The sequence below is a fragment of the Rhodothermales bacterium genome (genome assembly GCA_040221055.1).
Lineage (GTDB): Bacteria > Bacteroidota > Rhodothermia > Rhodothermales > UBA10348 > 1-14-0-65-60-17.
Window position 1 is genome coordinate 451,956 of record JAVJVN010000014.1, and the last position, 25,781, is coordinate 477,736.

Sequence of the window (25,781 nt, forward strand, 5' to 3'; positions counted from 1 at the left end):
TCGGCGCTTTTTTTTGCCCGTACTTTCCCTGTTCCACTTCGCCAACTCCTGATAATTGCCCATGTCCATTTTGGTAGCCTTCAGCGGGGGACTCGATACGTCCTTCTGTGTACCGTGGCTGAAAGAAGAATACAACCTGCCCATCACGACGGTGACCGTCGACACGGGTGGCCTGTCGGCCCGCGAGCGCGCGGCCATCGAGAAGCGCGCACTGGAACTCGGCGCCGAGCGCCATATCCTGGTCGATGCGCGTCAGGATCTGTTCGAGACACAGATCCAGTACCTCATCAAGGGAAATGTGCTGCGCGGTGACGTGTATCCGCTGAGCGTGGGCCCGGACCGGGTCGTACAGGCGCGGCACGTGGTCCGCGTGGCAAAGGAATTGGATGCGAAGTACGTGGCACACGGCTCCACCGGGGCCGGTAACGATCAGATCCGGTTCGATGTGGCGCTGTCGGTGCTGGCGCGGGGCCTGGAAGTGCTCACGCCCATCCGGGACGGAAACCTGTCGCGGGCCGATACGACGGCGTTCCTGAAGGCCCGGGGATTCGACGTTCCGGCCTCCACGACCACCTATTCCATCAATACCGGCATGTGGGGAACGACCATCGGCGGGCGCGAGACGCTGGGCACGAAGCAGCCGCTGCCGGATGATGCGTATCCGGGCACGGTCAACCCGGCCGATGCGCCCGATGAGGCCCAGACCATCGAAATCGCCTTCGAAAAGGGCGTCCCGGTGGCACTCGAAGGGGCGCCGCTGGATCCTGTAAACCTCATTGAAGCCCTGAACGAAATGGGCGCGGCCCACGGGGTGGGCCGCGCCATCCATGTGGGTGACACCATCCTGGGCATAAAAGGCCGCGTGGCGTTCGAGGCACCGGCGGCGCTCGTCCTCATCCAGGCCCACCGGGAGCTCGAAAAACTGGTGCTCACCCGCTGGCAGCGGTACCACAAGGACCAATTGGCGGATTTCTACGGTATGATGGTGCATGAGGCCCAGTACTTCGATCCCGCACTCCGGGATATCGAGGCGCTGTTCAATGCTTCGCAGGAGTATGTGACCGGCACCGTGTCGGTCCGGCTGTTCAAAGGCCACTCCAGCGTGGAGGGTGCGGAGAGCCCGTATTCCATGTTCAATACGTCCGTCGCCACATACGGTGAGACCAACACCCTCTGGGATGGTCGGGATGCCCGCGGATTCGCGCGTATCCTGGGTGTCCAGTCCATGTTGTCTCCATCCAATCGGGACCAGTCATGATGAAAGACACCAAGCAGATTCACGCCACCTACGTATCGTCCACCGCGGCCGTGACGGGCATCACGAAAGACGTCACCGTTTCGGACTACGTGGTGGCCCAGGAAGGCTACTGTCTGGTGGTCGAGGCGCTTGAATCGAAACCGCATTACAACCAGATCGAGTGCGAGGACGGCGAGTTCCGCACCATCGCCCAGGGGGACATCCTGGTCGGCGTGCTCGGCGAGCGGAAAGCGCTGAAGGGATACAGCGGCGTGGTGCCGCGCTCGGCGCATCCGGGAGACACGCTGCACGTGTTGAACATAGGCGGCGTCATTGGCACCTGCACGTCGGATCATCCCGATCTCGGGCCGGCGCTGCGTGTGAAAGTCATCGGGGCGGCCATGGTGGAGCTCAACGGTCGTCTGGTCCATGCGCGCATCCAGGACTTTGCACTGCAGCCCATTGAGCGCCTGGAGCAATCCGTGCCGCTCGTGTTCATCAGCGGGACGGCCATGAATACCGGCAAGACGTGGGCCGCGTGCGAGCTCGTGCAGCGCCTGACGGGGCACGGGCTGAAGGTGTGTGCGGCGAAGGCCACGGGTGTGGCGCTCATGCGCGACATCAATACCATCAAGCGCCACGGGGCAGTACGCGTCATGTCGTTCACTGACGTGGGGCTCGTATCGTCCACCTCGAAGGCCATGTCCTCGTACGTGAAGGCCATCATCAAGGAGCTCTCGCGGGAGGAGCCGGACGTGATCGTGATTGAGCTCGGCGACGGGATCATCGGGTATTACGGCGTGGATGAGCTTTTGCAGGACAAGGAATTGCAGGCTTTCGCGGCAGCGCACATCGTAGCCGCCGTGGACCTTGCAGGCGTGTGGGCTGCCCAGCAACTGTTCAAGGAGCGGTACCATGCCGAAATCACGTGCATCACGGGACCCGTGACGGACAACGGCGTCGGACAGCAATACATCCGGCAGGTCATGGGCCTTGCGGCCATCAACGCCCGCGAGGAACCGGCCCGCATGGGCAATGTGGTAGCGGCGCGTTTGAACAAGAAAAAGGGACTCATGGAGTTGGCCAATGAATCGGACATCGGATAGCCCCGTCCGCGTCGGCATCCTGCACGGCGCCGGTTACGTGGGGCGCGAGGTCATCGGCCTCGTGCTCCGGCATCCGGGCCTGCGCCTGGTGGCCGTGACCAGTTCCACGTTCGCCGGGCAGCCGCTGTGGGTGTCGCATCCGTCGCTGCGCGGCGTGACTGATCTGCGCTTCAGCGACGTACTGGATGAGAGTGTCGATGCACTCTTCGTGACCGCCGGGCACGGCCAGAGTGCGAGCGCCATCGGGAAGGCCCGCGACGAGGGATTCGACGGCGTGATCGTGGACTTGAGTGCGGACTTCCGGTATCCGGACGTCGCCTCCTACGAGCGGTGGATCGGGGCGCAGCATACGCGGCCGGACCTGCTGCCGGGGGCCATCTACTCGTTGCCCGAAATCACGGGCGATCTGCCGTCCGATGCGCGGCTCATTGCCAATCCGGGGTGCTTCGCGACCGCCCAGGCCCTGGCGCTCTGGCCGCTCTCCCTGAACGTACCGGACAGCCCGGTTGCGGTTACCGCGCTCACGGGAGCCTCCGGGTCGGGCGCCACGCCGAAGCCCGGCACGCACTTCCCGGACCGCGACGGCAACGTGAAGGCCTACAAGGTGTTCGAGCACCAGCACGCGGCCGAAATCAGCCAGTTGTTTCCGCCCGGATACGACTTCTCATTCGTACCGGTCTCCGGTCCCTGGACGCGCGGCATCTGGGGGACGGCGCAGGTGATGGTGCCGGAGGGCACGACGTCCGACGACGTGGCGTCCTGGTTTCGCCAGGCCTATGGCGAAGCCCCCCTCATCCGGCTCTTGCCCGGCTCGTTGCCGGAAATGCTTCACGTTGTGAACACGCCATTCGCCGATCTGGGGTGGGTCCTGTCGGACCGCCACCTCGTGGTCGGCTTCAGTATTGACAACCTCATGAAGGGAGCGGCCTCCCAGGCCATCCAGAACCTCAATCTTGCCCTTGGTTTGCCCGCGGAGGCGGGCCTGCTGCCATGACCGCAACCACATCAACCCATCCCGCTGCCATGACCCGCGATGAATTGATGGCTCTGGAGGATCGTCTCCAGCTGCCTACCTACAACAAGCTTCCCATTGTCGTGGACCGGGCCGAAGGCTCCTGGTTGTGGGACCTGAACGGCAACAAGTACCTGGATTTCTACGGGGGGCACTGTGTGGCGCTCCTCGGACACACCCATCCGCGGGTCGTGAAGGCGCTCCAGGAGCAGAGCAAAAAGATCCTGTTCTATTCGAACCTGGTCTACTCCCCGGTGCGGGCCCGGGCCACCGAGAAGCTCATGCGCCTCGCGCCGCCCGAAATGCATCAGGTGTTTTTCTGTTCGACCGGCACGGAGGCCAACGAGACGGCCCTCAAACTCGCGCGCAAGGCCACCGGCCGCGGCCGCGTGGTGGCCGCCGATGGCGATTTCCACGGGCGGACCATGGGGTCGCTTGCCGCAACGTCCTTCCCGAAATACCGCGCCGGCTATGAAAAGGTGTTTCCCGATACCGTTTTCGTGCCGTTCGGCGACGCGGAGGCCCTGGAACAGGCGCTGGCGCATCCCGATGGCGTGGCCGCCTTCATCATTGAGCCCATCCAGTCCATGGCCGGCGTTACGACCGCACCGGCATCCTATTTCCGGGCGGTCCGTGAGCTGTGCGACCGGGCCGGCACCAAACTGGTGTTCGACGAAGTGCAGACCGGTGTCGGTCGCACGGGGACGTTCTCGATTTCGGACCACTTCGGCATGCGGCCCGACATGATTACCCTGGCCAAGAGCCTCGGCTCCGGGATTCCGGTCGGTGCGGTGCTGGTGAACGAGGCCGTCGCATCGTCCGTCTCGTTCGGCGACCAGGGCACGACATTCGGGGGCGGCATGATGCCCATGGCCGCCATGGAAGCCACCATGGACGCATTGCTGGAGGACGGCATCATGGAGCGCGCATCCATCATCCATGACCGCATCCGGGACGGCATTTCATCCTACGGGGGTACGCTCCGCGGGGCCGGTTGCCTGATCGGCCTGGAGGCCTCGCGGCCCGTGGGTCCGATTGTGGCCGGGCTGCGCAAGGAAGGGGTCATTGTGGGCGGGTCGCTCGATCCGAATGTCATGCGCCTCATGCCGCCGCTTACGGCGACGAATGAGGAAGTGGACTTTTTCATTGATGCGTTCTCCCGCGTGGTGGAGCCCATCCTGGCCGCGGACGCATGAACCACCTGCTGGACTGGCCGTCAATACCCGATGCGATCTGGGAAGCCTGCCTGGACCGTGCCCTCGTGCACGCTTCGGACCGGTACGGAAACCGGGACCGGGCACGGGAGCAGGCGCTGGCTCTCGTGTTTTTCAACGATTCGCTGCGTACGCGGGTCTCCATGGAGCTTGCCGCGCAGCAGCTCGGCGCTGACGTGACCACCGTCGTCCCGGGTCAGGGAACGTGGGGCTTCGCCTGGGGCGACGGACGAATGGATGGCTCCGAGGCCGAGCACATCCGCGAGGCCGTGGCCGTGCTGTCCCGCTACGCCACGGCGATTGGCGTGCGGTTGTTTGCCAGCGGGACGGATCTGGAGGCCGACCGCACGGAGGCCCGACTGAAGGCGTTCGCCGCGGCGTCGTCCGTTCCGGTCGTGAACCTCGAGTCGGCGTACGGGCATCCGTGCCAGGCGCTGGCCGATGCCGCCGTCGTGCGGCGCCATCTGGGCGACCCTCGCGGTCGACGGTTCGTGTTGTCCTGGGCGCCGCATCCGCGCCCGTTGCCCATGGCGGTACCGAACTCGGCGCTCCTGATGGCGGCCCGATTGGGGATGCACGTCACGGTCGCCCGGCCCGACGGCTTTGCCCTGGATGAGGCTGTCATGCAGACGGCCCGCTCATTGGCCTCCGCGTCCGGCGGATCCGTCGAGGAAGGCGCGGACCAGGATGCGGCTGTGGCAGGGTCGGATATCGTGTATGTGAAGGCGTGGGGCGGGCTGGGTCGCTACACGGACCCGGCGGCCGAAGCCGCGCTACGTGCGCGTCACGGTTCGTGGACCATGACGCAGGCGAGGATGGACACCACCCGCGATGGCCGGTTCATGCATTGCCTCCCCGTGCGGCGGGACGTTGTCGTGGAGTCGGCGGTGCTCGAAGGAGGAGCGACGCTGCATCTGGACCAGGCCGAGTTCCGGCTGCACGCCCAGAAGGCCATCCTGGAATACGTCTGGGGGCTCCTGCCGTGATGACCGTCGTCAAAATCGGGGGTGCACTGCTCGGCGCCGATCTTTCGGGGTTCTGGGAGCAGGTTGCGGCGCTGGAAGGACAGGTCGTCATTGTGCACGGCGGCGGACCGCAGTCCACCGACATGGCGCGACGGCTGGGGCACGAGCCCCGGATGGTCCGTGGTCGGCGGGTGACCTCCGATCTGGACCTGGCCATCGTGAAATGGGTGCTCCGGGGAGAGCTGTCCACCGATCTGGTGGGCTCGGCGCTGCAGGCGGGCGTCCGGGCCGTGGGTATTTCCGGGGCCGATGCGGGCATGGTCCGCGTGGATCGCCGCCCGCCGTGGACCGTGGACGGTGAGGACGTGGATTTCGGCTGGGTGGGGGATGTGACATCGGTGGATGCGCGCTTGGTCAGCGATTTGCTGGATGCGGGCTGGGTGCCCATTGTGACGCCCATGGGGACCGATGCGTCCGGGCAGGTCTACAACGTGAATGCCGACACGATCGCGCTCGAACTGGCCGCAGCGCTGAAGGCGGACACATTCCTGCTGGCCACGGAAGTGGGCGGGGTGTTGGGCGCCGACGGCCAGCGCATCGAGCGCCTGCCGGGCGCCGTGGCCGACGCCGGTGTCCAGGGCGGCTGGATTGCCGGTGGCATGCAGGTGAAGGTGCACGTCGCCCGGCAGGCGCTGGCGCGCGGCGTCGGCGCCGCCTGGGTTGTCGCCGCCGACGACCTGGTCCACCGGGAACGCGCCACGCAGGTGGAGGAATAGCCGTGGTTGTTCAACTCCATCGCGAACTCGTGGCCATCCCGTCGCTCAGCCGGGAGGAAGCCGCCGCGGCCGATCATCTCGAAGCCTGGTTCCGGCGCCACGGGGTAGACGTGGTCCGGTACGGCGACAATGTTGTTGCGTCCGTTGATCTGGGTTCTGGTGCAGGTTCAAACTCAGGCGCAAATCGTGCGGGAAAGACCTTGCTCCTGAACTCCCACCTTGATGTGGTCCCGCCGAGCAGCAATCACCCGTTCGACCCATTCGATCCGGTCATTCATGAGGGCGCCATCTGGGGGCGTGGCAGTGTGGATGCCAAAGCGTCTGTGGCGGCCATGGCGCACGCGCTGGTCCTCACCGCGGGGCGGGCAACGGCCGGTCGGGTCATCGGCGCATTCACCGTATGCGAAGAACTCGGCGGCACGGACAATGGCCTGGAAGCCACGCTACCCGAACTCGGCCCCATCCATGCGGCCCTGGTCGGTGAGCCCACCGAAATGCAACCGTGCATTGCCCAGAAGGGCCTGCTCATCCTGCGTCTGACCGCGCGCGGCCGCACCGCGCATGCTGCCCGGGCCGGAGAGGGTGACAACGCCATCGTGCGGGCCGCGCGCGACATAGCCCGCCTGGAGAACCTCGATTTTTCGCCGCCGCATCCCGAACTGGGCCCCGTTACGTGCAACGTGACGATGGTGGAAGGGGGGACCGCCCGGAATGTCATTCCCGACGCCTGCACGTTCTGGCTGGACATCCGATCGACCCCCGATTGGCCGCACGACCGACTTGTCCGGTTCATCGAAGACCAACTCGAAAGCGAGGTCCACGTGCACAGCACGCGGCTGGTCCCCACGGGGACGGACGTGAACGAAGCCATCGTGCGGGCCTGCCTGGCCGCCGACCCTACCCGGGTACCCTTCGGATCGCCCACGCTCTCGGACTGGATCCATCTGAAAGGCATTCCGACGGTCAAGATCGGTCCCGGAGACAGCCGCCTGTCGCATACACCCCGCGAACATGTGCCCGTGGCCAGTCTTGAGGCCGCCGCCGAGGGCTACGCACGCATCATCCAACAGTATTTTGAGCAGATCCAACCCTGACCGACGCCAACCATGAAAGACACTCCGAATCGCCCCATCTGGTTCAAGGGTACGGGCGCGACCGACTGGGTGACCCGGTTCACGGTCGGCGACGACCCCTTCTGGGATACGCTCCTCATCCCGTACGACCTGGCGGCCAGCCGGGCGCACGCCCGCGGGCTGGTGACGGCAGGCGTGTTGACCGAACAGGAATTCTCCGCACTTTCTGCGGAGATTACAGCGCTGGAAAAACGGACAGACCTGGTGGTTCAGGTCGAAGACGAAGATTGTCACACCCTCATTGAGCGCCTCTTGATCGAAAAAGTGGGCGACGCCGGTCGCAAGATCCATACCGGCCGGTCCCGCAACGACCAGGTGGTGGCGGCCCTCCGGCTCTGGCTCATGGATGCGCTCGACGGCACGGCCCGCGCCACCGCGCGCGTGGCGGGCCACCTGTTGGACCACGCCGATGCCGGCGCGGACCAGTTCATGCCGGGATATACCCATTTGCAGCGGGCCATGCCGTCGAGCGTGGCCGTCTGGGCCCTCGGATACGCCGAGAACCTGGTGGACGACGTCCGCGCACTGCGCGAAGCCACGGGCCACGTATCGCAGGGACCGCTCGGCAGCGCCGCCGGATACGGCGTCCCGTTCCTGGATTTGCCCCGGGAGGCTACGTCGGCGGATCTCGGGTTCGCCCGCCTCCAGGAACAGGTCGCGGCCGTGCAATTGTCCCGCGGAAAGCTGGATCTGCATGCCGTCCACGCCCTGGTGCAGGCGGCCATGACCATCAACCGGCTGGCCTCGGACCTCGTCCTGTTTGCCACCGCCGAGTTCGGCTTCATCACCCTGCCCGTCGAATACACCACCGGCAGCAGCATCATGCCGCAGAAGCGCAACCCAGATGTGCTCGAACTGGCACGGGCCACGCTGCATCGGATTACGGCGGAAATGCAGGTCCTGATCGGCGTACCCTCCAATCTTCCATCCGGATACCACCGGGACCTGCAGCTCACGAAGGAAGCCGTCATGCGGGCGTTCCTGCGTGGAAAGGACCTTTTGGACGCCATGGATGCCATGCTCCCGGAAATCGCCTTCAACCCCGACAAGCTGGAGGCGGCGCGCACGCCGGACCTGTATGCCACGGCGAGCGCATTGGAACGGGTAAGCAAGGGCGTACCCTTTCGCACCGCCTATGTGGAATCGGCCAGCGACAAGGCCGACTGGGAACGGCAGCGCCAGCAGGCCGCCGCCGAACAGTACCGGCACGCAGGGGCGCCGGGACAAACCCGCACAACCGTGCTCCGCGCCGAGCTGAAAGAGCTGACGTCCTTCTAACCCACCCGGAACACGTAACTCAGCTTCATGAACAGGCCGTCATTCAGGCGGCGCGTATTCCGCAGCTGGAACGCCTCGGGCTCGCTCATGGTGTTGCCGTATCCCAGGAAGAACACCGTCCCGGGCGACGGGCGGTAGGACAGGAGCCAGTCCACATGGATGACGTTCCGTTCGCGTTCCTGCGTCCGGTGGTAGGTGCCGGTTTCGCGGTCCAGAATGAGGATGGGGTCGTCCGTCCGGGAATTGTCACGGAGCTCATCCCGGAAGTTGGAATCGTACTCGCCCACCAGGCGCACGAAGAAGGAGGGGGTGATCTGGTATTCCACGCGCAGCCGCGGCACCCGTCGCAAGCCGACCGTGCTCTTGTCATCCGCCCGAACGTAGTGCTGGTGGTTGTACAGGAGCTGGGCGCGGAGCTGGTCGGTCGGGTTGTAGTTGAGCGTGATGGTGGCGAAGTAAATATCGGCCGGTGCCCACTCGAAGAAGTTGTCGTCGCGACCGCCGACCAGGAAAAGGTTGGCGGAAAAAGCGTTCAGACGCGGGGTATTCAAGGTGGTCCAGAACCCCAGATTCTGCAAGCGGTCCGTGCCCGAGTAGGCAACGGTATCGACCGGGACGCCGTTTTCGTGCCGCTCCACGAAATAATCGGTGTACAGCTGGTACGGATACTTGAAGGACTCGTAGAAGATGGACGTGCCGCCCGACCAGCCGCCCTTGAGCGAATAGCCGGTGTTGAAATGCAGTTTCCGGTCGTTGGGGCCCGTTCCAGCCGTGAACCGGTCGTAGTCCCAACGTCCATCGAACGTGAGGCCGAAGGTGAAGCTCTCCAGCATGTCGCCCTCGTCGCCGAACCACGTGCGCCGCGGCACGAAGGTGGCCTGGGCCACGTCCACGCGCTGGATGAAGCCCGATTCCGCGTTGAACTCCCCGTGGTAGCCGGTCGTCGTGAACGTCGCGCCGTACGTGCGCCCATTGGCCCCCATCGCCATTCGCCACATGGGCGCCGACACGGTCTCGCCCACACCGCCCGTGAAGCTCATGGCACCTTGCCAGGTCATGGACCAGATCTTGCTCCAGACCAGGCGTCCGTCCAGGGCCGCCACGCGGTTCCAGTGGTCGCCGTCAATCTTGTCGGTATAGACCATTCCGACGGAATTCTGTCCCGACAGGTCCCGTTTCAGGCGGACGGCATTGAAATAGCGGGCATCCAGGTCCGACAGGTACCGGGCCGAATTGTCGACCGCGCTCAGCAATGCGACATTCAGGTTGCCCTGCTTGCCCGTCAGCTTCACGGCGCTGACGGGGTTCGCAATCCGACGGGTATAGATGAGGTTCGTGGGCGACTGGAATTGTTCAATGCCGTCCAGGAAGAAGGGCCGGCGTTCGGATATGAAGACCGCCTCCCGGGGGTCGAACTGGATCTGGGCCGCATCGGCCTCCACCTGGGAGAAGTCCGGGTTCACGGTTCCGTTCAGCGTCAGGTTGTTCGTGACGCCCCAGCGTACGTTCACGCCCAGCGGATCCCGGGCGTTCGCATCGAATTTCGTTCCTGCACCCGGCCCGCGGTCGGCACCGCCCGTCAGTTCGGGATTGACGTCCAACACCAGGCCCCGACGGAGGTCGGTGAGTCCGACCAGGACGCCGTTCTGCGCCATGAAACTGGCATTCCCCTGCCGCACGGCCGTCCACGTCGACGTGTAGCCGGAGTGTTGGATGCGCCGGATGACATTGAATCCCCAGTCCTGCTCAAACCCCGGCTGGTACCGGAGGCTCTTGAACGGAACGGAAATCTCCACGACGTATCCCTCGGGCGTCAAGCGGCCCTTGCTCTCGAAGCGGAAGTCCGGGCTCGTGTCCGTCGTGAATCCCGTGGAAGACTGACTGCGAAACGAGCCTGAATTTTCCGAATCCCGGAGGATGCCATCGGCCTGCTGCCCCAGCGGGTTGACGCCGATGGAAATGGCCTGCCGCCGGTCGTTGTACGTATCCAGTACAATCTGGATGAAGTCGTCTCCAGAAATCTTGTCCCGGTCGGCAAGGGTGGCCCGCACCTGCCCATGGGGCTCGAACGCACGGATCCCGAAATGGATGGCGGTCGGAGAATACCAGACCAGCACGTGGGTGGAATCTTCGGCAGGCCGGTTGTCAATCGGGACGTAATCCTGGAAACCGCTCAGCACGGCGGCCTGCGACCAGACCGGCTCGTCCAGCACGCCGTCGACGGTAATGCTCCCCGTCTCCACCCGCGGGATGCGGACGTCCTGGGACCACGCGGTGAGCGGGTCGAGCAGACCGGCCGAGAAAAAGATCAGTGCGAACGCCGTCTCGGCGGTCGGTCGGAATCGTGACATGATTTTGGTCTGGGTGCGGCTTTTGAGGACAGCGGGAAAACAGGAAATCAACGGCAAACTCCGGAACTTACGTCCGAAGCAGGTACTGGAGCTTGAAGAAAATCTGACGACTGGTCTGTCCGAACTCGAATCCGGGGTACGTAGAAATACCCGATTGGTGACGCTTCCGACTTGCACATCTCCCGGTTGTGTGTATTCTTGGGGGGAATCCACTCCATCGGACACGCATCCATGAACAAGAAACTCAAGCGTCAACTGCTGACGGCGACCCTCATCCTGGTCGGTCTCTTCGTCGTCTTCGCGATTGTCAGTCGGATAGCATAGCCCCAATTCGCGGGATTTTGCCGGGGCTGCTATTGGGTCACGCCGGCACGTCCGTTACCTTTGGGGCTGTACCCGTCTGAAAACCGCACCAACGCAGTATGAAGTTCTTTATCGATACGGCTGACCTGGACGAAATCCGTGAAGCCAATGACATGGGCGTCCTCGATGGCGTGACCACGAACCCGTCCCTCATGCGGAAGGTCGGGGGTTCCGACTTCCACGCACACATCCGCAAGATCTGTGAAATCGTGGACGGCGATGTATCCGCCGAAGTCGTATCGACCGATTACGCGGGCATGATGCAGGAGGCCCACGAGCTGGCCAAGATCCACGACAACGTCGTCGTCAAGATTCCGCTTATCCTGGACGGCATCAAGGCCATCAAGACCCTGACCGACGAGGGCATCAAAACCAATTGCACGCTCTGCTTTTCGCCCACGCAGGCGCTGGTTGCCGCGAAGGCGGGTGCCACGTACATCTCGCCGTTCATCGGGCGCCTGGATGACATCTCCACGTCCGGAATGGAGTTGGTGGGTCAGATCGTTCAGATCTATGCCAATTACGGCCTTGAGACCGAGGTCCTTGCGGCGTCCATCCGCCACCCCATGCACGTAGTCGAGTCTGCCATGGCCGGCGCCGACGTGGCCACCATGCCGCTCAGTGTCATCAAGCAGCTCATCAAACACCCGCTCACCGACAGTGGCCTCGAAAAATTCCTTGCTGACTGGCAGGCGTACCAGAAGGCGGCCGGGGACCCGAGCTGAGCATGATTTATGTGCCACTGGGCGGCGCCATCGATGAAATCGGGGCGAGTTGCCACTATGTGAAGGTTGACGGAACCGGTTTGCTGCTGGATGCCGGTGCGGATCCGGAGAAGGAGGGACGCGACAGTTTGCCCGACTTCGGACGCATCCATGCCCGCAGCGACTGGCACGTGGATCACATTGTGCTCTCGCATGCGCATCACGACCACATCGGATCGCTGCCGATTGCCATCAAGGAATTTCCGCACGCCCATGTGCACATGACGCAGCCCACGCGATCGCTGCTGGATGTATTGCTGCCTGCCAGCGCGCGATTGCAGCGCCGCCGGGTGCAGGAAGGGACCATGACGGAGGACCCCCTGTTCTCGGAAGAAGACATCGAGGTTTCGAGTTACCTGTACCTGACCCATCCCTACGAAACCGACTTCGATTTGACCGGAATGAACGGTGCGAGTCCGGTTACGGGTCGGTTGATCGATGCAGGGCACGTGCTGGGTTCAGCCGGGGTGCTCATTACGGCCGAAGACAACGGGGAGACCCGCCGCATCTTCTACACGGGCGATACGGGCGCATCGTCCCAGACCATTATTCCGGGTGCGGAATATCCGGACGGTCCGGTAGACGTGTTGCTCCTGGAGGCCACCCTGGGGATGGATGCCGAAGCCGAGAACTTCCCGCGTCGCGGAGAAGAAAAACGGCTGGGTGAGGCACTGAGAACGGTGTTGTCCCGCGGTGGATGCGTACTCATCCCTGCATTCTCGCTCGGTCGCAGCCAGGAAATGCTGGCGCTCATTGACCGGTACAAGAAGCGGAAGCTGATTCCGTCCGATACGCCCGTGTACACGGCCGGCATGATGCGGGCCATTTCGGACGTCTACGACAAGACCCGCTTCGTTTCGCCGCGTCTGGACGAGGAGTTCATGGTCTTCGGCGTGGAGCAGAAACGACTGCCGCGCGGCAACAACGAACTCAACAAGCTGCTGTCCGAACCCGGGATTTTCGTGGTGGGCAGCGGGATGATGTTCGAGCGCACCATCTCGAACAAGATTGCCCAACAGCTGGTGTCCCACGAGAAGAATGGCATCTTCATGGTCGGATTCGCCCGGGTAGACTCACCGGCAGAACGACTGCTCGACGCCGCCGCCGCCGGCCCCGGTACGGAAGTCATCCTGGACCGGCTCAAGGGTCCGCAGGAGCTCAAGTGCATGGTCGACAAATTCCGGTTCAGCGGTCACAGCAACCGCCGGGACCTGCTCGACCTGGTTGAGCACCTGGAGCCCGAGCACATCATCCTGCTGCACGGGGAGCAACCGGCGCGCCAGTGGATGGCGAACAATATTGCCTACTTCCATCCCGACATCCAGGTCCACATGCCCGAGCGCGGCGAGACCGTGGAAGTCTAGAAGTTGATCAGCGGCATGACCTTGAAGCGGTTCTTGTTGCGGGCGTAATTCAGGATGCCGATCTGTACGCCGCTCAGGTTGCGGGCGTAGTTGAACAGTCCGATGGTCACGCCCTGTTGCGTGCCGCGGATGTCTGATACGGCCGATACGGACAGTCCGTGATGCGTGCCGTCGTCAATCCGGAAATAGCCCGGGGCGACTGCCAACCCCGTGAAGTCCGATGCCCCGGCAGCAAACCCGGTGACGAAAAGACCCTCAAGGGCCGTTGCACCCAGCGCAAAGGATGCCATGTGGATGCCTTTCATGGTGCCGCCCGCGCCGGACGCGAATCCGCTCAGGGAAATGCCCGTCATGTCGCCGCCCGCCCCAAGTCCGATGCCTGCCATCATGATGCCGAACATGTCGCCGCCCACTCCGGCACCGATGCCGGCGAGCGCAATGCCGGTCATGTCCTCACCGGCACCGACCCCCAGGCCGCCCATGGCGATTCCGGCAATGTCCCGGCCCGTTCCGACGCCCAGGCCGCCCAACATGACGCCGGAGAGGTCACGGCCGGCGCCTATGCCCAGTCCTCCCCAGGCAATGCCTTCCATGTCCTGCTCGGCACCCACGCCGAACAGGCCCCAGCCGATACCCGTGATGTTCCGGGCTCCAGTGAGCGGAAGGCCCACCGCAATGCCCGACACGTCACCCGTCCACGGTTCGTAGGGCGACCAGATGGTCACGTTCATCCCGTTGACCCGGCGCAGGTTGCGGTCGCGGTAGTTCAGGCGGAGCCCCGTGAGTTCCTCGCTGTCCCCGATCGAGACGCCAACGTCATTGACCGTGATTCCGACGCTCTGCGCGCGGGTTGTACCCGGCAGGGCAAGGAGGAGCATCAGGAGGGCGAAACACAACGCGGAGAAGTACGAACGCATGGCTTTTCGGGAGAGCTATGATTGGGGATCATGATCGCATGCAAGACGCGTCCGCCGGTCATCAGGTTACAGCCGGGTGCCGACCTGGAGTGGTCTGCAAGATTTCTTGATAATCGGCTGCCGTCATGTTTCGACGGTTGGAGGCATTGGATCCGTTGCCCTCGGCGAGGCGGGCGATTTCGGCGTGGTGGCCGGGATCAATACCGAGTCCCGGGATATCAGGAATGCCAAGTCGTACGCGCAGGGCGTCGATCTCGTCCTGCAGAGGCCGTGAGAGCCCGAGATGCGTCTCGACGGGGAGCAGGTACGGGTTGATTTCAGCGGCCGTGTAGCGGAGTACAGGGGCCAACAGCACGGCATTCAACAGTCCGTGCGGCAGGTCCAGCAATCCGCCGATGGCCTCCGACAGGCAATGGACGGCGCCCACGTCGGCATTTCCGAACGCCATGCCGGCAATGGTTGAGCCCTCCATGAGCCGGGTTCGCGTGGCCGGGTCGTCCAGGTCGGTGCCGAGGGCGGGGACCAGACGGGAGAGGGCGGCCAGGGCCAGGGTGTCGGACGTAATGTTGGCCGGGAGGCCGATCATGGCCTCGATGGCATGGGTGACGGCATCCATGCCCGTGGTCGCCACCAGCGGTGTCGGGAGCGAATCCAGGAGGTCCGTATCCACGATGGCCGCCGTCGGAAACATGCCATCGCCCTTGACGCTGATCTTGACGTGCCGTTCGGGATCGGAGATGACCGACACCCAGGTGACTTCGCTGCCCGTGCCGCAGGTGGTGGGCACAGCAATGAAGGGGGCGGAAGCGTGCGTGAACCGGTTCTTGCCCTCGTAGTCGGTGATGACACCGGGATTGCGGAGCAGCATGGCGACGGCCTTGGCGGCATCGAGCACGCTGCCGCCCCCCAATCCGACAACGGCAGCACATCCTGCCGCCCGGGCGGTGTCCGCCAGGGCATTGATGTCGTTGGCCCGGGGGTTGGGTTTCGTACCGGCGTCAACGATCACGCGCAGTCCGGCTGCTTCCAGGTCCTTCCGGATGGCATCGGGCCAGGGTGTATTCAGCAAACCCGCGTCCGTGACCAACAGGACCGATGGCGGTGATGGGGCATTGGCTGTGGGGGCGCCGGGCAGCACCCGTGCCAATTCAGGGACGATCGCCCGGCGCCCCCCACGCGCGATGAACACGCGCACAGGCAGGCGGAAGGGGGAAAAAGAATGGTTCATCGCGCGTGATGAACCGCCAACGAAGCCGCCTGATCCCACAACACAAGGGCCCCGGTCACCGTCGGGTCCACCTGGTTGAAGACCGGGTACCATGCCTCGCTCCGGAACAGGCGCTGGGCAATCCGGGCCTTCAAAATGACCTCGAGGATGTCCCGCGACGCATCGTCCGGCAGGACCACATCATGTTCAGCCGACCACGCCACGAACTGCGCCCAGAGTGCATCATTCACGTGGAACGCCTCCATGAATCCAGCCTGATCATCCACCCAGCGATCCCGCACCGTCCGGCCATCGCCTTCCAGCCAATCCCGGGCAAACAACACGGGCAACCCGGCCTGGAGGGCCTCCCGAACGGGGGCCGAGGCCAGCGGCGACAGACTGTCCGGGGCAATGACCTGGTCGGGCATGACGCCGCCGCCGCCGAAGACCGTCCGGCCGCCCAGGGTCTCGAACCGGAGCGAATCGGGGATGTCGGCCAGGTACTCGGCCGGGCTGAACGTGGCGCGTTCGAAATCCGCGAACTTGGCGGAATAATAGTCCTCGTCACGCCCGTCCACATACGGCGTCTGGATGAGACGGCCTGACGGCATGTAGTAGCGTGCGACGGTCATCTGCAGAACGCTGCCGTCGCGAAGCTGGAACGGCCGCTGCACGAGGCCTTTTCCGAACGTGCGGCGGCCCACGATCAGGGCCCGGTCATGGTCCTGCAGGGCCCCGGCCACGATTTCGCTTCCGGACGCCGAGCCCTCATTCACCAGCACGATGACCGCCCCGTCCGTGAAGAGTCCACCGGGCGTAATCCGGTCGACTTCATTCTCACGCGGATCCCGGCCGCGGGTCGTCACGATGACGCCATCGCCGTCCAGCAACTCATTGGCCACGGCGACCGCCGTCTCCTTGATCCCGCCCGGATTATCCCGCAGATCCAGTACCAGGCGCTCCATGCCCTGGGCCTTGAGGCGGGCCACGTGGTCCACGAATTCCCGGTGCGTGGTCATGGCGAAGCGGCCAATCCGCACATAACCCGTGTTCGCGTCCATCATGTACGACGCATCCACGGAGTAGAGGGGAATGGATGCCCGCTCCAGCGTGAATACCATCGGCTCGGCGCGTCCCGGACGCACCACTCCCAGGCGTACGGGCGTGCCCACGGGTCCTTTTATGCGATCCTGGATGTCCAGCGAGTTCAGTCCCACGATGCTGGTGTCGTCCACGGCCACCATGCGGTCACCCGGCATGAGGCCGACGTGTTCGCCCGGTCCGTCGGGGAGCGTGGAGGTGACCCGTGCCGTATCGTCCACGGCAACGTCGAACCAGATTCCGATGCCCCCGAACGCTCCTTCATACTCCTGGCGGACATCCTTGAAGTGCGATGCATCGATGAAGACGGAGTGCGGGTCCAGATCCTTCAGCATGGCCTGGATGGCGTCCTCGGCCAGTCGTTTCGCATCGACTTCTTCCACGTACTGCCGGTTGATGAGGAGGTAGGCCTCTTCCAGCTTTTGCAATTCCTTGTAGGGGTCGGCTGGCGTGGCGGGTTCGTTCACGCGGAGGCCAAGCACGGTGCCGGCCACGAACAGGAGCAGGCCGGGCAGGGCGTAGGTGAAGAGGGCGCGTTTCATGCAGTGACGGAGTGGGGAGTGGGTTCGGAGCGAACGGCCGGCGGACGTTCCTTGGTTCGTAGGATGCCCCGGATTGTTTCACATCGGGGACACCGCAGCGTGAAAATCCGCATCATGTAACCTTTCCCGCGTCGGCCGCGTTTTCCGGGCAGATTCCACTTGATGATGATGTGAACGCCCTCACTTTCAATCAAATCATGCATGCGCACCGGCAGCGCGTCTTTTCCATGGCCTGGCATGTGCTGGGCGATGCGGACGAAGCCGCCGATGTGGCCCAGGATGTGTTCATCCGGTTGTGGGAAAACCGCGCCGACGTGGACACGGAACGGGTGGGCGCATGGTTGACGAAGGTGACACGGAACGCAGCCATCGATGCGTGGCGCCGGCGTCGAACCCGGCAAAACGTGTACGCGACGGACACGGAAACCGTGGAGGCCCTGCCGGGACACGTGCGCGGGCCGGAAGGCGAAACGCGCGCCGAGCTGTTCCGCGACCGCCTCCGTGCGGCGCTGGCCACGCTGGGCGAGCCGCACCGCAGCATCGTCATCCTGCGGGAAATCCAGGAATACCAATATGATGAGATAAGCGAGGCACTGGATCTGCCATTGAACACCGTGAAAGTGTATTTGCACCGCGCCAGGAAGACCCTGCGCGCCGAACTGGGAGAGGATGTACGCTATGACTATGCTGAGTGAACCGGAACGCGCCTGGTGGCGTGATCGACTCGATGCCATGCTGGACGATGAACTGGACGCCGGGGATGCCGCGCGGTTCGAGGCCCTGGCGCGACTGGATCCGCTGTTGGCGGACGAGTGGGCCGTCATGGAAAAAATGCAACGCGTGCTGCGCTCCGAACGTGCACCCCTGTGTCCGGACCGGGTATCTCATGCCGTTATGGCGCACGTCCGGGACGACGTGCGTCGGTCCTGGACGGTCCGTTTGGGCGCCTTGCTGCCCCGAACGGTCCTGTGGAAGCCCATGTTCGCCACGGCCATGTTGGTCGGCGTGGTGGTGATGGCGGCACTGTCCGGGCGTACGACAGCTCCCGTGGGTGGACCTGCGGTGGCCGACGCGACCGAGGATGTGAAGTGGGTCCTGGCCTACGTCTCCGGGGTTGGCAGCGAGACGGGCCGATCGGTCCGGACCGATGTGGTGGACCCCATTGTCAACAGTCTTTCCGAGAATTGAACCCATGAAACGAAACTCCCTGAATATCACCGGTCTTATCGTGGCCGTGTTGCTCCTGCTGAGCATGATCGCGATGGTCGTGGATGCGTCGGCCCAGTCGGCCCGTCAGCACCCGGGCTATGTGGACCTCGAAACCATGGGCAGCCTGCGCCGGGTCATCGGTCACGAACCCACCATTGAAGTGAACGTGGAAGGGGCCCTGCTCCGCCTGGTGGCCGAGGCATCGCGCTACGAGGACCCTGAACTGGCCACCATGCTGCGACGGCTCGAAGGTGTATTCGTGCGCGGGTTCCACATCGGGGACACGAGCGCCGGACGGGCCCGTGAGCAGGCCTCCGTCATCGGCCGTGAGCTGGAAAAGGTGGGGTGGACGACCATTGTGAGCATCAATGAGCGGGACGAGTACGTCCGCATGTTCGCCCGCATGGAGCGCGACGAAATCGTGGGCATGGTGGTGATGGTGGTGGACGAAGCCGGGCGAGAGGCGATCTTCCTGAATATCGTGGGGGATGTGGACCCCGAGGAGATCGGCCGGATAGGCAGCAAATTCCGGGTGCCTTTGGGGAATTGATGTCCTGAGCCCTGCGGACCACCCCAGAAACCGCCGCCCGATCGTGCCGTATGCCTGTGGATTCAACCCTCATCCACAGGATATCGTCATGACCACGGGAAAAATTGTCGGCCTTGTTGTCGTCCTTGCCATTGGATTCGCCTTTTTCGCCGGAATCGGGTCCTACAATGGACTCGTGGATTCCGAAGAGCGTGTTGCCCAGTCCTGGGCCAACGTGGAGACCACCTACCAGCGGCGCAGTGACCTGATTCCGAACCTGGTCAACACGGTGCAGGGTGCGGCCGATTTCGAGCAGGAGACGCTCGAAGCCGTGACCAATGCGCGGGCCCGCGCCACGGGTATAAACCTGGATGTGTCGGACCTCAGCGATCCGGCCAGGGTGCAGGAGTTCATGGCCGCCCAGGAGGGCTTGTCCGGCGCGCTCGGCCGCTTGCTCGTTGTCTCCGAAAACTATCCGCAGTTGCGCGCCACCGAGGCGTTCCGTGACCTCCAGAGCCAGCTCGAAGGCACCGAAAACCGGATTGCCGTTGCCCGGCGCGACTACAACGAGGCGGTCACCACGTACAACCAGCGCGTGCGTCGTTTCCCCGGCTCCATCGTGGCCGGAATCACCGGATTCGATCGCCGTACCCCGTTCGAGGCCCAGCCCGGTTCTGAAAAAGCACCTGTGGTTGACTTCGGATCGTGAGCGTGCTGCATTCCATAGGGTTCCGGCGTGTGCGTCGCTCAGGAGCGGCCCTGCTGGTGTTGGCCGGGCTGCTGGTTTTTGGCGCCGTCGGCGTGCTGTTCGCACCGTTGGCCCATGCCCAGAACGTGCGTACCATTGCGCCGTCCGGCAAGTGGGTCACCGACCAGGCGGACTTCCTGTCCGACGCCGAGGAACGCCTGCTGACCGCCAAGTTGCGGGCCTATGCCGACACCACGTCCACGCAGATGATCGTGGTCACGGTCCAGGACCTGGGTGGATACGCGGCCTCGGATTACGCCACGGAGCTCGGGCGTACGTTCAAGGTGGGCACGGCGGACAAGAACAACGGCATTGTGCTCCTCGCGTCGCGTGAGGAGCGGGAATTGTTCATTGCGACCGGATACGGGATGGAAGGCATGGTTACCGACGCGGTGGCTGCGCGGATCATCCGCAACGTGATCGTACCTGAATTCCGCAGCGGCAATTTTTTTGCAGGACTGGATGGTGCGGTTGATGCACTGATTGCGGTAGCTTCCGGCACGTATTCCGCGGACGAGATTGCCGATGCGCCGAGTGGAGGCTCGGATGCCGCCGGCCAGGTGATTGTCTACATCCTGTTCCTGATTGCCTTCCTGGTCGTGTCTTCCTTGCGTCACGGAGGCGGAGGAGGCGGAAAGAAGGGCTATCGCCGGGATCGACACCACGGGCTCCCCATGATTTTCTGGGGTGGCAGCATGGGTGGCGGATCCGGGGGTGGGGGCTTCGGAGGGGGCTTCGGAGGCGGAGGTTTCGGTGGTATGGGCGGCGGATTCGGTGGCGGGGGCGCCGGTGGCAGCTGGTAGGGAACGTATGGCGGCAAGAGATAGTCAATACACGATGGAACAGCATTGAAAACTTTGACCATGTCCAGGCTGAATCAGCTACTTGCATTTCACAGGGACGATCCGAAGGATTCGTTCGTCCGGTTCGCCCTCGGAGCGGAGTACGTGAAGCTCGGGCGGCTCGACGATGCGCGTCAGACGTTGGAGGCTCTCCGCGATGACGACCCGCGCTACCTGGGTACCTATTACCACCTCGGGAAGCTGTACGAGCGCATTGGCATGACTGAAGAAGCCATCCAGACGTACCGCGCCGGGATGGAGATGGCCATGGAAGTCACCGATTTCCACGCCCGTTCCGAGCTCCAGTCGGCCTTGTTGGAAGCCGAGGGGTTGGGCGCAGACTGATGCGGTACTTCGTGTTTTTCCTGGTCCTGCTCTTGACCGCGACGGCGGCGCAGGCACAGGAAGGCACCACCCACACGGTCCGGCCGGGCGATACGTTGTTCAGCATTTCCCGTCTGTATGACGTGCCGGTGGACTCCATCCGCGTGTGGAACGATATGGCGGGCAACGATATCCGTGCGGGCATGGAGCTACGGGTGCGCCGCGCTGCAACTCCCACCGCCGAGCCTCCGGCGACCCCCAGGACTCCGGCAGCCCCCGAGCCCGATCCTGTCCCCGCCGAACCCAAGCCGGCATCAAACACCGTCCCAGACCAACTTTTCGGGATTCCCCTCGACAGCCTCAAGACCTGGAATCCCGGATATCAGACCTACCTCGACTCCCTCGCGGCCGCGGGTACGGTACCTGTCCGTGGCCAGGCAACCTATGCCGTGAAGGCCGGCGACACGCTGTTCGGCGTGGCTCGTGCACACGGCACGGACGTCGCCACGCTCCGTCGCCTGAATGCCCTGACGGATTCCGGGTTGCGCGTGGGCCAGGAACTGCGGGTGCCGTCGCGGGGCATCGTCGAGAGCCGCGTGGCCCAGTGGCCCGCGACCCTGTCCGGGCGTCGTCTGGCGGACGGCACCGTGTATCATCCGGACCGGCAGGTGGTGGGCCATCCCGAGTGGCCGTTGGGCAGCGTGGTCTTCCTCGATGCCGGCGGACCGGTATTGCTGGCGGTGGTCGCCGATCGTTCCCCGTCCATGGGCTTTCCCGTGCTGGACCTGTCCAAGGGTCTCGTGGACCGGCTGGGACTGGAACTGCACCCGGCAGCCGTGGTGCGTGTCCGGATGGTGCCGCAATGAAAGAATACCTGAATGCCACCCGTACGGGAACGTGGGGCTTCGTGGCGGCCATGCCATTGCTGGTCCTGTACGAAGTCATGGTCCTGCTCGTCAACGCCGGCCGCACGGCTGAAGTCCGCGTCGGCGCCGACGTCTGGATAAAAGCCCTCATGTCTGTCCTGGGGGATTGGGGCATGCTGGGGTTGAGCGTGGCCATCCTGGTCACGGGTGGATGGATCTTCTTCCGGGACCGGAAACGGTCCATCCCCCTGAAACCCCGCTGGTTCGGCTATCTCATCCTGGAAAGCCTGCTCTACGCCATCGTGTTGGCCCTTCTGGTTTCCACCACCGTCGGTGCCCTCTTCAATGGAGCCGCGACACTGGTGGCCGGATTGCAGGCCATTGGAGAAGCCGCACCCGTTGACCGCGTCACCATGTTCGTGCTTTCGCTGGGCGCGGGACTCTATGAGGAACTGGTCTTCCGGGTCGTGCTGGTAGGCGGGCTGTTCTGGATCCTCAAACGCTTCGTAGGCCGACCGTGGGTGGCCTATGTCGTTGCCGCACTGGTCGGGGCGTTCCTGTTCTCGCTGGTCCACTACCTGGGGCCACTCGGCGATCCATTCTCGCTCGCCTCGTTCACGTTCCGGTTCCTCTTCGGACTGGCCCTCAACGGAGTGTTCCTGCTGCGCGGGTTCGGCGCGGCCGCCTGGACCCACGCGCTGTACGACGTGCTGGTGGTGACCCGTCTCCTGGGTTGACGATACCGGCGCTCCACGCCCGATTCATGGACACAAACGGATGGTGGCAGCGTACAAGGCAGCATTACCCATTGAACCGGAACCACGTGTATGAACGGACTGCGCACAACAGCCTTGATGGCTGCCTTGATCGTGCTTTTTGCCCTGCTCGGACAGGCGCTCGGTGGACAGAGCGGGATGATGATCGCCTTCCTGTTTGCGGTCGTCATGAACTTCGGCAGCTACTGGTTCTCCGACAAGATTGTCCTGAAGATGTACAAGGCGAGCGAGGTGGATCGTTCGACCGCACCGGAGCTCGTGGACATGGTGGACCGCCTTCGCACCAAGGCCGGGTTGCCCATGCCCCGCGTGTACGTCATTCCGTCCGATCAGCCCAATGCCTTCGCCACGGGGCGCAATCCGGAGCATTCCGCCGTCGCCGTGACGAACGGAATCGTGCGGATGTTGTCCCGGGAAGAACTGGAGGGCGTCATTGCCCACGAACTGGCGCACATCCAGAACCGCGACATCCTGACCAGTTCGATCGCGGCGACCGTGGGCGCGGCCATTACCATGCTGGCACGGTTTGCCCTGTTTTTCGGTGGCGGTGATCGCGATCGCGGCAGCGCCATTTCTTCGCTGCTCATGCTCATCCTGGCGCCGATTGCGGCCATCATGATCCAGATGGCCATTTCCCGTTCGCGTGAGTTCGTCGCCGATGCCGACGGTGCGGCCATCTGCGGAAATCCGCGTGCCCTGGCGACGGCGCTTCAGCGACTGCAGGCCGGGTCCGAGCATGTACCCATGGATGCGAATCCATCGACCGCCCACATGTTCATCGTGAACCCCTTTGCTGGCGCCATGGGCGGTCTCCGGAGCCTTTTTTCCACGCATCCACCGACGAAAGCCCGTGTGGAGCGTCTTATGAACATGAGGCTTTAACGTGGATTATTACACCGTCGTCATCATCGTTACGTTCATCGCGTTCAGTGCACTGGCAGCTGCCCTGCTCATTCCGGTGTATCGATTCCTGAAGCGGGAAGAAGCAGATGGGCACGCATTCACGAAGGCGGTGAAGAAGGCGGCAGACGAGTCGGGGGGCGCGAAGGAGGGTCGGTCTGAGTCGAATCCGGAGCTATCGTAACGAGGGGACGCAATTTCTCCATCGTTTTCGGCCCGATCCCGCGTACGTTCAGCAAGTCGTCCACGGACGTGAAGCCCCCCACGCGTCGTCGTTCGGCCAGGATCCGGTCGGCAATGGCCGGCCCAACCCCCGGGAGGGCATCCAGATGTACGGCGGTGGCGGTGTTCAGATGGATGGGGAAATCGATGGTGTCGGCGGGCACCACGTTGGCCTCCGGGGTCCAATACACTTCGTTGTCGGCTGAATCGGCACGGGCAGCGAGGACCTCGAACAGGCTGTCCATTTCCGCATAGGACCACTCCACCAACCAATCGGGATCGGCCGATGCGGATCGCAACAGCAGGGTGACGGCGAGGGCGGCAAGGCCGGTACTGAAGAGCACGGCTTCCTGCTCGGTACAGTACAGGCGTTCCTGCAGACGGTATATCCAGTATTTCACGCGCATACACCGGCTTGACACGCGTGGCATCCACGCGTAACCTGAACCCGGCTTCTCCGGCTCACACTCCCGGTCCATCTTCCTCCGCCCCACCTCCACGCCATGTCCGAAAAGCCGCACATCCTGAGGACGCCCGCCGTTGTGCTGCGCAGCATTGACTATGGCGAGACGAGCCGCATTGTGACGTTGTTCACGCAGGAGAGGGGGCGGATGTCGGTCATGGCCAAGGGTGCCCGGTCCAGTCGAAGCCGATTCGGATCGACGTTGGAACCGCTCTCGCACATGGAGGCCGTGGTGTTCTGCCGGTCGGGCCGGGAACTGCAGATGCTGACCGAGACCAGTCACATCGACGTCTGGCGGGACCTTTCGGGATCGCTGGAGAAGATCGAGACCGGGTATCGGCTGCTGGAGATGACCAATGCGCTCATGCATCAGGAAGAGGCCCATCCGGCCGTGTATTCCCTCCTGGTGACCGCGTTGACGGCACTGAATGCCGCCGAGGCGCGCGCGGGCAACCTGTGGCCCTGGTTCCAGCTTCGTCTGGCCGGGCTCCTGGGTTTCGGGCCGGCCTTCGACGGTGATACAGTGAAACAGATGGATACGGAATACGGCATGCTGGACCTGTCATCCGGGGTCATTGCCGCCCACGGACAGGCTGAACTGCAGGCCGGGCGGCGCGCGACGCGCCGTGCCCTGCGGGCATTCGCCGTCCTGTCGCGCGCCGCCCTTCGCGACGCGATGAACATGCACATGGATCCGATGACCTCAGCGGAAGTGACGTCGCTGGTGGCCGCCTACATCACGTGGCATGTCGAGAGCGCCTATCCCACGCGGACGGCACGCGTATTCGCGCAACTGGCGGGTTGACTGGACTGCCCGGGTGTTGTATAATATGTGTGTAACATATATCAAGGATGGATGCCGCCATGCCGAGACGTGATTTGACCGACAAGCAGGAGTCGTTCCTGGAGTACATCCAGGAATACACGGACGAGCACGGTGTTTGGCCGACGTATCGTGAGATCAGTGACCACTTCGATTTCCGGTCCCCGAACAGCGTCACCCAGAATCTGCAGGCCCTCCACAAGAAGGGCTATCTCGAAAAGGACGATGATGGGTTCTTCTTCCCGCGAAACGAGCGGTCGGAAGAGGCGACATCGGGCATTCCCATCCGGGGCATCATCACGGCGGGCAAGTTGCAGGAGGCCGTCGAGGAGCACCTTGGCACCATCACCCTTGAGACCCTGTTTCCGAATCTGGATCGCATTTTCGCCATCCGGGTGGCCGGCAACTCCATGAAGGGCGCCGACATCAACGACGGGGACTACGTATTGTTGATGGACGATGACATCCCCAACGGCGGCATCGGAGCCATCCTGTATGACGGCGAGACGTCCCTGAAACGGGTATTCTATGACCAGTTCGGACTTCGTCTGGAGCCCGCCAACGAGGAGTTCGACGACATCCATATCCGTCCGGATGTCTTCGAGGAGGTCCGGGTGCTGGGACGCTACGTGGGGCACGTGAACCACACCGGTATTTTCCGCCGCACCCCGGCAGGCCGCGCTGTAGCCTGAGGTGGTCGGCCGTGTGGTAGCCTGAAATTCTTGCCCTTCACTATTGGGTCGCGTTGC

26 protein-coding genes are annotated in these 25,781 nt (G+C 63.7%); 21 read left to right on the forward strand and 5 right to left on the reverse strand.

Going from position 1 to position 25,781, the window contains the following annotated elements; genetic code table 11:
* Positions 1 to 61: 61 nt before the first annotated feature.
* Genes RIE53_09470 through argH form a run of 8 tightly spaced genes read left to right on the forward strand, consistent with a single transcriptional unit; the run spans position 62 to position 8,721 of the window.
* Positions 62 to 1,258: an argininosuccinate synthase gene (locus RIE53_09470; GenBank protein MEQ9104917.1), complete on the forward strand. Its 1,197-nt coding sequence runs from the start codon at positions 62 to 64 to the stop codon at positions 1,256 to 1,258.
* Positions 1,255 to 2,343 (forward strand): hypothetical protein, encoded by a 1,089-nt coding sequence (locus tag RIE53_09475; GenBank protein MEQ9104918.1) that lies wholly within the window; start codon positions 1,255 to 1,257, stop codon positions 2,341 to 2,343. The genes RIE53_09470 and RIE53_09475 overlap by 4 nt, the downstream gene beginning before the upstream one ends.
* Entirely contained in the window at positions 2,324 to 3,337 is a 1,014-nt protein-coding gene (gene argC, locus RIE53_09480) for an N-acetyl-gamma-glutamyl-phosphate reductase (GenBank protein MEQ9104919.1), read from the forward strand. Before RIE53_09475 ends, argC begins: the two co-directional genes overlap by 20 nt.
* The gene (locus RIE53_09485) at positions 3,334 to 4,551 is read left to right on the forward strand and encodes an aspartate aminotransferase family protein (GenBank protein ID MEQ9104920.1); all 1,218 of its coding nucleotides are present in this window, start codon (positions 3,334 to 3,336) and stop codon (positions 4,549 to 4,551) included. Before argC ends, RIE53_09485 begins: the two co-directional genes overlap by 4 nt.
* On the forward strand, positions 4,548 to 5,555 hold the full coding sequence (locus tag RIE53_09490) for an N-acetylornithine carbamoyltransferase (protein ID MEQ9104921.1): 1,008 nt from the start codon (positions 4,548 to 4,550) through the stop codon (positions 5,553 to 5,555). The genes RIE53_09485 and RIE53_09490 overlap by 4 nt, the downstream gene beginning before the upstream one ends.
* A complete protein-coding gene (argB, locus tag RIE53_09495) occupies positions 5,555 to 6,310 on the forward strand; it encodes an acetylglutamate kinase (protein ID MEQ9104922.1) in 756 nt (251 codons plus the stop codon). The genes RIE53_09490 and argB overlap by 1 nt, the downstream gene beginning before the upstream one ends.
* Before the next feature lie 2 nt (positions 6,311 to 6,312).
* Positions 6,313 to 7,404 carry a M20/M25/M40 family metallo-hydrolase gene (locus tag RIE53_09500; protein MEQ9104923.1) on the forward strand — a complete coding sequence of 364 codons (1,092 nt, stop codon included), beginning with the start codon at positions 6,313 to 6,315 and terminating at the stop codon, positions 7,402 to 7,404.
* Positions 7,405 to 7,416: 12 nt separating this feature from the next.
* Entirely contained in the window at positions 7,417 to 8,721 is a 1,305-nt protein-coding gene (gene argH, locus RIE53_09505) for an argininosuccinate lyase (GenBank protein ID MEQ9104924.1), read from the forward strand.
* Here argH and RIE53_09510 read toward each other — a convergent pair.
* Entirely contained in the window at positions 8,718 to 11,072 is a 2,355-nt protein-coding gene (locus RIE53_09510) for a DUF5916 domain-containing protein (GenBank protein MEQ9104925.1), read from the reverse strand. The genes argH and RIE53_09510 overlap by 4 nt on opposite strands.
* A 422-nt stretch (positions 11,073 to 11,494) precedes the next feature.
* Here RIE53_09510 and fsa point away from each other — a divergent pair, with 422 nt between their 5' ends.
* On the forward strand, positions 11,495 to 12,160 hold the full coding sequence (gene fsa, locus RIE53_09515) for a fructose-6-phosphate aldolase (protein ID MEQ9104926.1): 666 nt from the start codon (positions 11,495 to 11,497) through the stop codon (positions 12,158 to 12,160).
* A 2-nt stretch (positions 12,161 to 12,162) separates the two neighbouring features.
* A complete protein-coding gene (locus tag RIE53_09520; protein ID MEQ9104927.1) occupies positions 12,163 to 13,563 on the forward strand; it encodes an MBL fold metallo-hydrolase in 1,401 nt (466 codons plus the stop codon).
* On the opposite strand, the gene RIE53_09525 is transcribed toward RIE53_09520, so the two are convergent.
* The 3 genes from RIE53_09525 to RIE53_09535 form a co-directional block, all read right to left on the reverse strand.
* Positions 13,560 to 14,480 (reverse strand): hypothetical protein, encoded by a 921-nt coding sequence (locus tag RIE53_09525; protein ID MEQ9104928.1) that lies wholly within the window; start codon positions 14,478 to 14,480, stop codon positions 13,560 to 13,562. The two genes, RIE53_09520 and RIE53_09525, sit on opposite strands and share 4 nt — an antisense overlap.
* A 61-nt stretch (positions 14,481 to 14,541) precedes the next feature.
* Positions 14,542 to 15,708, reverse strand: a complete 1,167-nt coding sequence (locus RIE53_09530) for an iron-containing alcohol dehydrogenase (protein MEQ9104929.1) — start codon at positions 15,706 to 15,708, stop codon at positions 14,542 to 14,544.
* Complete coding sequence (locus RIE53_09535) at positions 15,705 to 17,330, reverse strand: S41 family peptidase (GenBank protein MEQ9104930.1); 1,626 nt, start codon at positions 17,328 to 17,330, stop codon at positions 15,705 to 15,707. Before RIE53_09535 ends, RIE53_09530 begins: the two co-directional genes overlap by 4 nt.
* A gap of 197 nt (positions 17,331 to 17,527) precedes the next feature.
* On the opposite strand from RIE53_09535, the gene RIE53_09540 reads away from it, so the two are divergent.
* The 9 genes from RIE53_09540 (at position 17,528) to htpX (ending at position 23,506) form a co-directional block, all read left to right on the forward strand.
* The gene (locus RIE53_09540) at positions 17,528 to 18,025 is read left to right on the forward strand and encodes an RNA polymerase sigma factor (protein ID MEQ9104931.1); all 498 of its coding nucleotides are present in this window, start codon (positions 17,528 to 17,530) and stop codon (positions 18,023 to 18,025) included.
* Positions 18,009 to 18,518: a hypothetical protein gene (locus RIE53_09545; protein MEQ9104932.1), complete on the forward strand. Its 510-nt coding sequence runs from the start codon at positions 18,009 to 18,011 to the stop codon at positions 18,516 to 18,518. Before RIE53_09540 ends, RIE53_09545 begins: the two co-directional genes overlap by 17 nt.
* A gap of 4 nt (positions 18,519 to 18,522) precedes the next feature.
* Positions 18,523 to 19,089 carry a DUF4252 domain-containing protein gene (locus tag RIE53_09550; GenBank protein MEQ9104933.1) on the forward strand — a complete coding sequence of 189 codons (567 nt, stop codon included), beginning with the start codon at positions 18,523 to 18,525 and terminating at the stop codon, positions 19,087 to 19,089.
* 88 nt (positions 19,090 to 19,177) lie between these two features.
* The gene (locus RIE53_09555) at positions 19,178 to 19,777 is read left to right on the forward strand and encodes a LemA family protein (GenBank protein ID MEQ9104934.1); all 600 of its coding nucleotides are present in this window, start codon (positions 19,178 to 19,180) and stop codon (positions 19,775 to 19,777) included.
* Positions 19,774 to 20,619, forward strand: a complete 846-nt coding sequence (locus RIE53_09560) for a TPM domain-containing protein (GenBank protein MEQ9104935.1) — start codon at positions 19,774 to 19,776, stop codon at positions 20,617 to 20,619. Before RIE53_09555 ends, RIE53_09560 begins: the two co-directional genes overlap by 4 nt.
* 60 nt (positions 20,620 to 20,679) lie before the next feature.
* Positions 20,680 to 21,003 carry a tetratricopeptide repeat protein gene (locus RIE53_09565; GenBank protein ID MEQ9104936.1) on the forward strand — a complete coding sequence of 108 codons (324 nt, stop codon included), beginning with the start codon at positions 20,680 to 20,682 and terminating at the stop codon, positions 21,001 to 21,003.
* Between the two features lie 11 nt (positions 21,004 to 21,014).
* Complete coding sequence (locus tag RIE53_09570) at positions 21,015 to 21,848, forward strand: LysM peptidoglycan-binding domain-containing protein (GenBank protein ID MEQ9104937.1); 834 nt, start codon at positions 21,015 to 21,017, stop codon at positions 21,846 to 21,848.
* Entirely contained in the window at positions 21,845 to 22,585 is a 741-nt protein-coding gene (locus RIE53_09575) for a CPBP family intramembrane glutamic endopeptidase (GenBank protein MEQ9104938.1), read from the forward strand. Before RIE53_09570 ends, RIE53_09575 begins: the two co-directional genes overlap by 4 nt.
* Positions 22,586 to 22,675: 90 nt before the next feature.
* Positions 22,676 to 23,506 carry a zinc metalloprotease HtpX gene (gene htpX / locus RIE53_09580; protein ID MEQ9104939.1) on the forward strand — a complete coding sequence of 277 codons (831 nt, stop codon included), beginning with the start codon at positions 22,676 to 22,678 and terminating at the stop codon, positions 23,504 to 23,506.
* A 119-nt stretch (positions 23,507 to 23,625) separates the two neighbouring features.
* Here the strand turns inward: htpX and RIE53_09585 are convergent, their stop codons facing one another.
* Positions 23,626 to 24,147, reverse strand: coding sequence for a ComEA family DNA-binding protein (locus tag RIE53_09585; protein ID MEQ9104940.1), 522 nt, complete (start codon positions 24,145 to 24,147; stop codon positions 23,626 to 23,628).
* 102 nt (positions 24,148 to 24,249) lie between these two features.
* Between RIE53_09585 and recO the strand changes: the two genes are divergently transcribed.
* Positions 24,250 to 25,014, forward strand: coding sequence for a DNA repair protein RecO (recO, locus tag RIE53_09590; protein MEQ9104941.1), 765 nt, complete (start codon positions 24,250 to 24,252; stop codon positions 25,012 to 25,014).
* 59 nt (positions 25,015 to 25,073) lie between these two features.
* The gene (gene lexA, locus RIE53_09595; protein ID MEQ9104942.1) at positions 25,074 to 25,724 is read left to right on the forward strand and encodes a transcriptional repressor LexA; all 651 of its coding nucleotides are present in this window, start codon (positions 25,074 to 25,076) and stop codon (positions 25,722 to 25,724) included.
* The last annotated feature ends 57 nt before the right edge of the window (positions 25,725 to 25,781 follow it).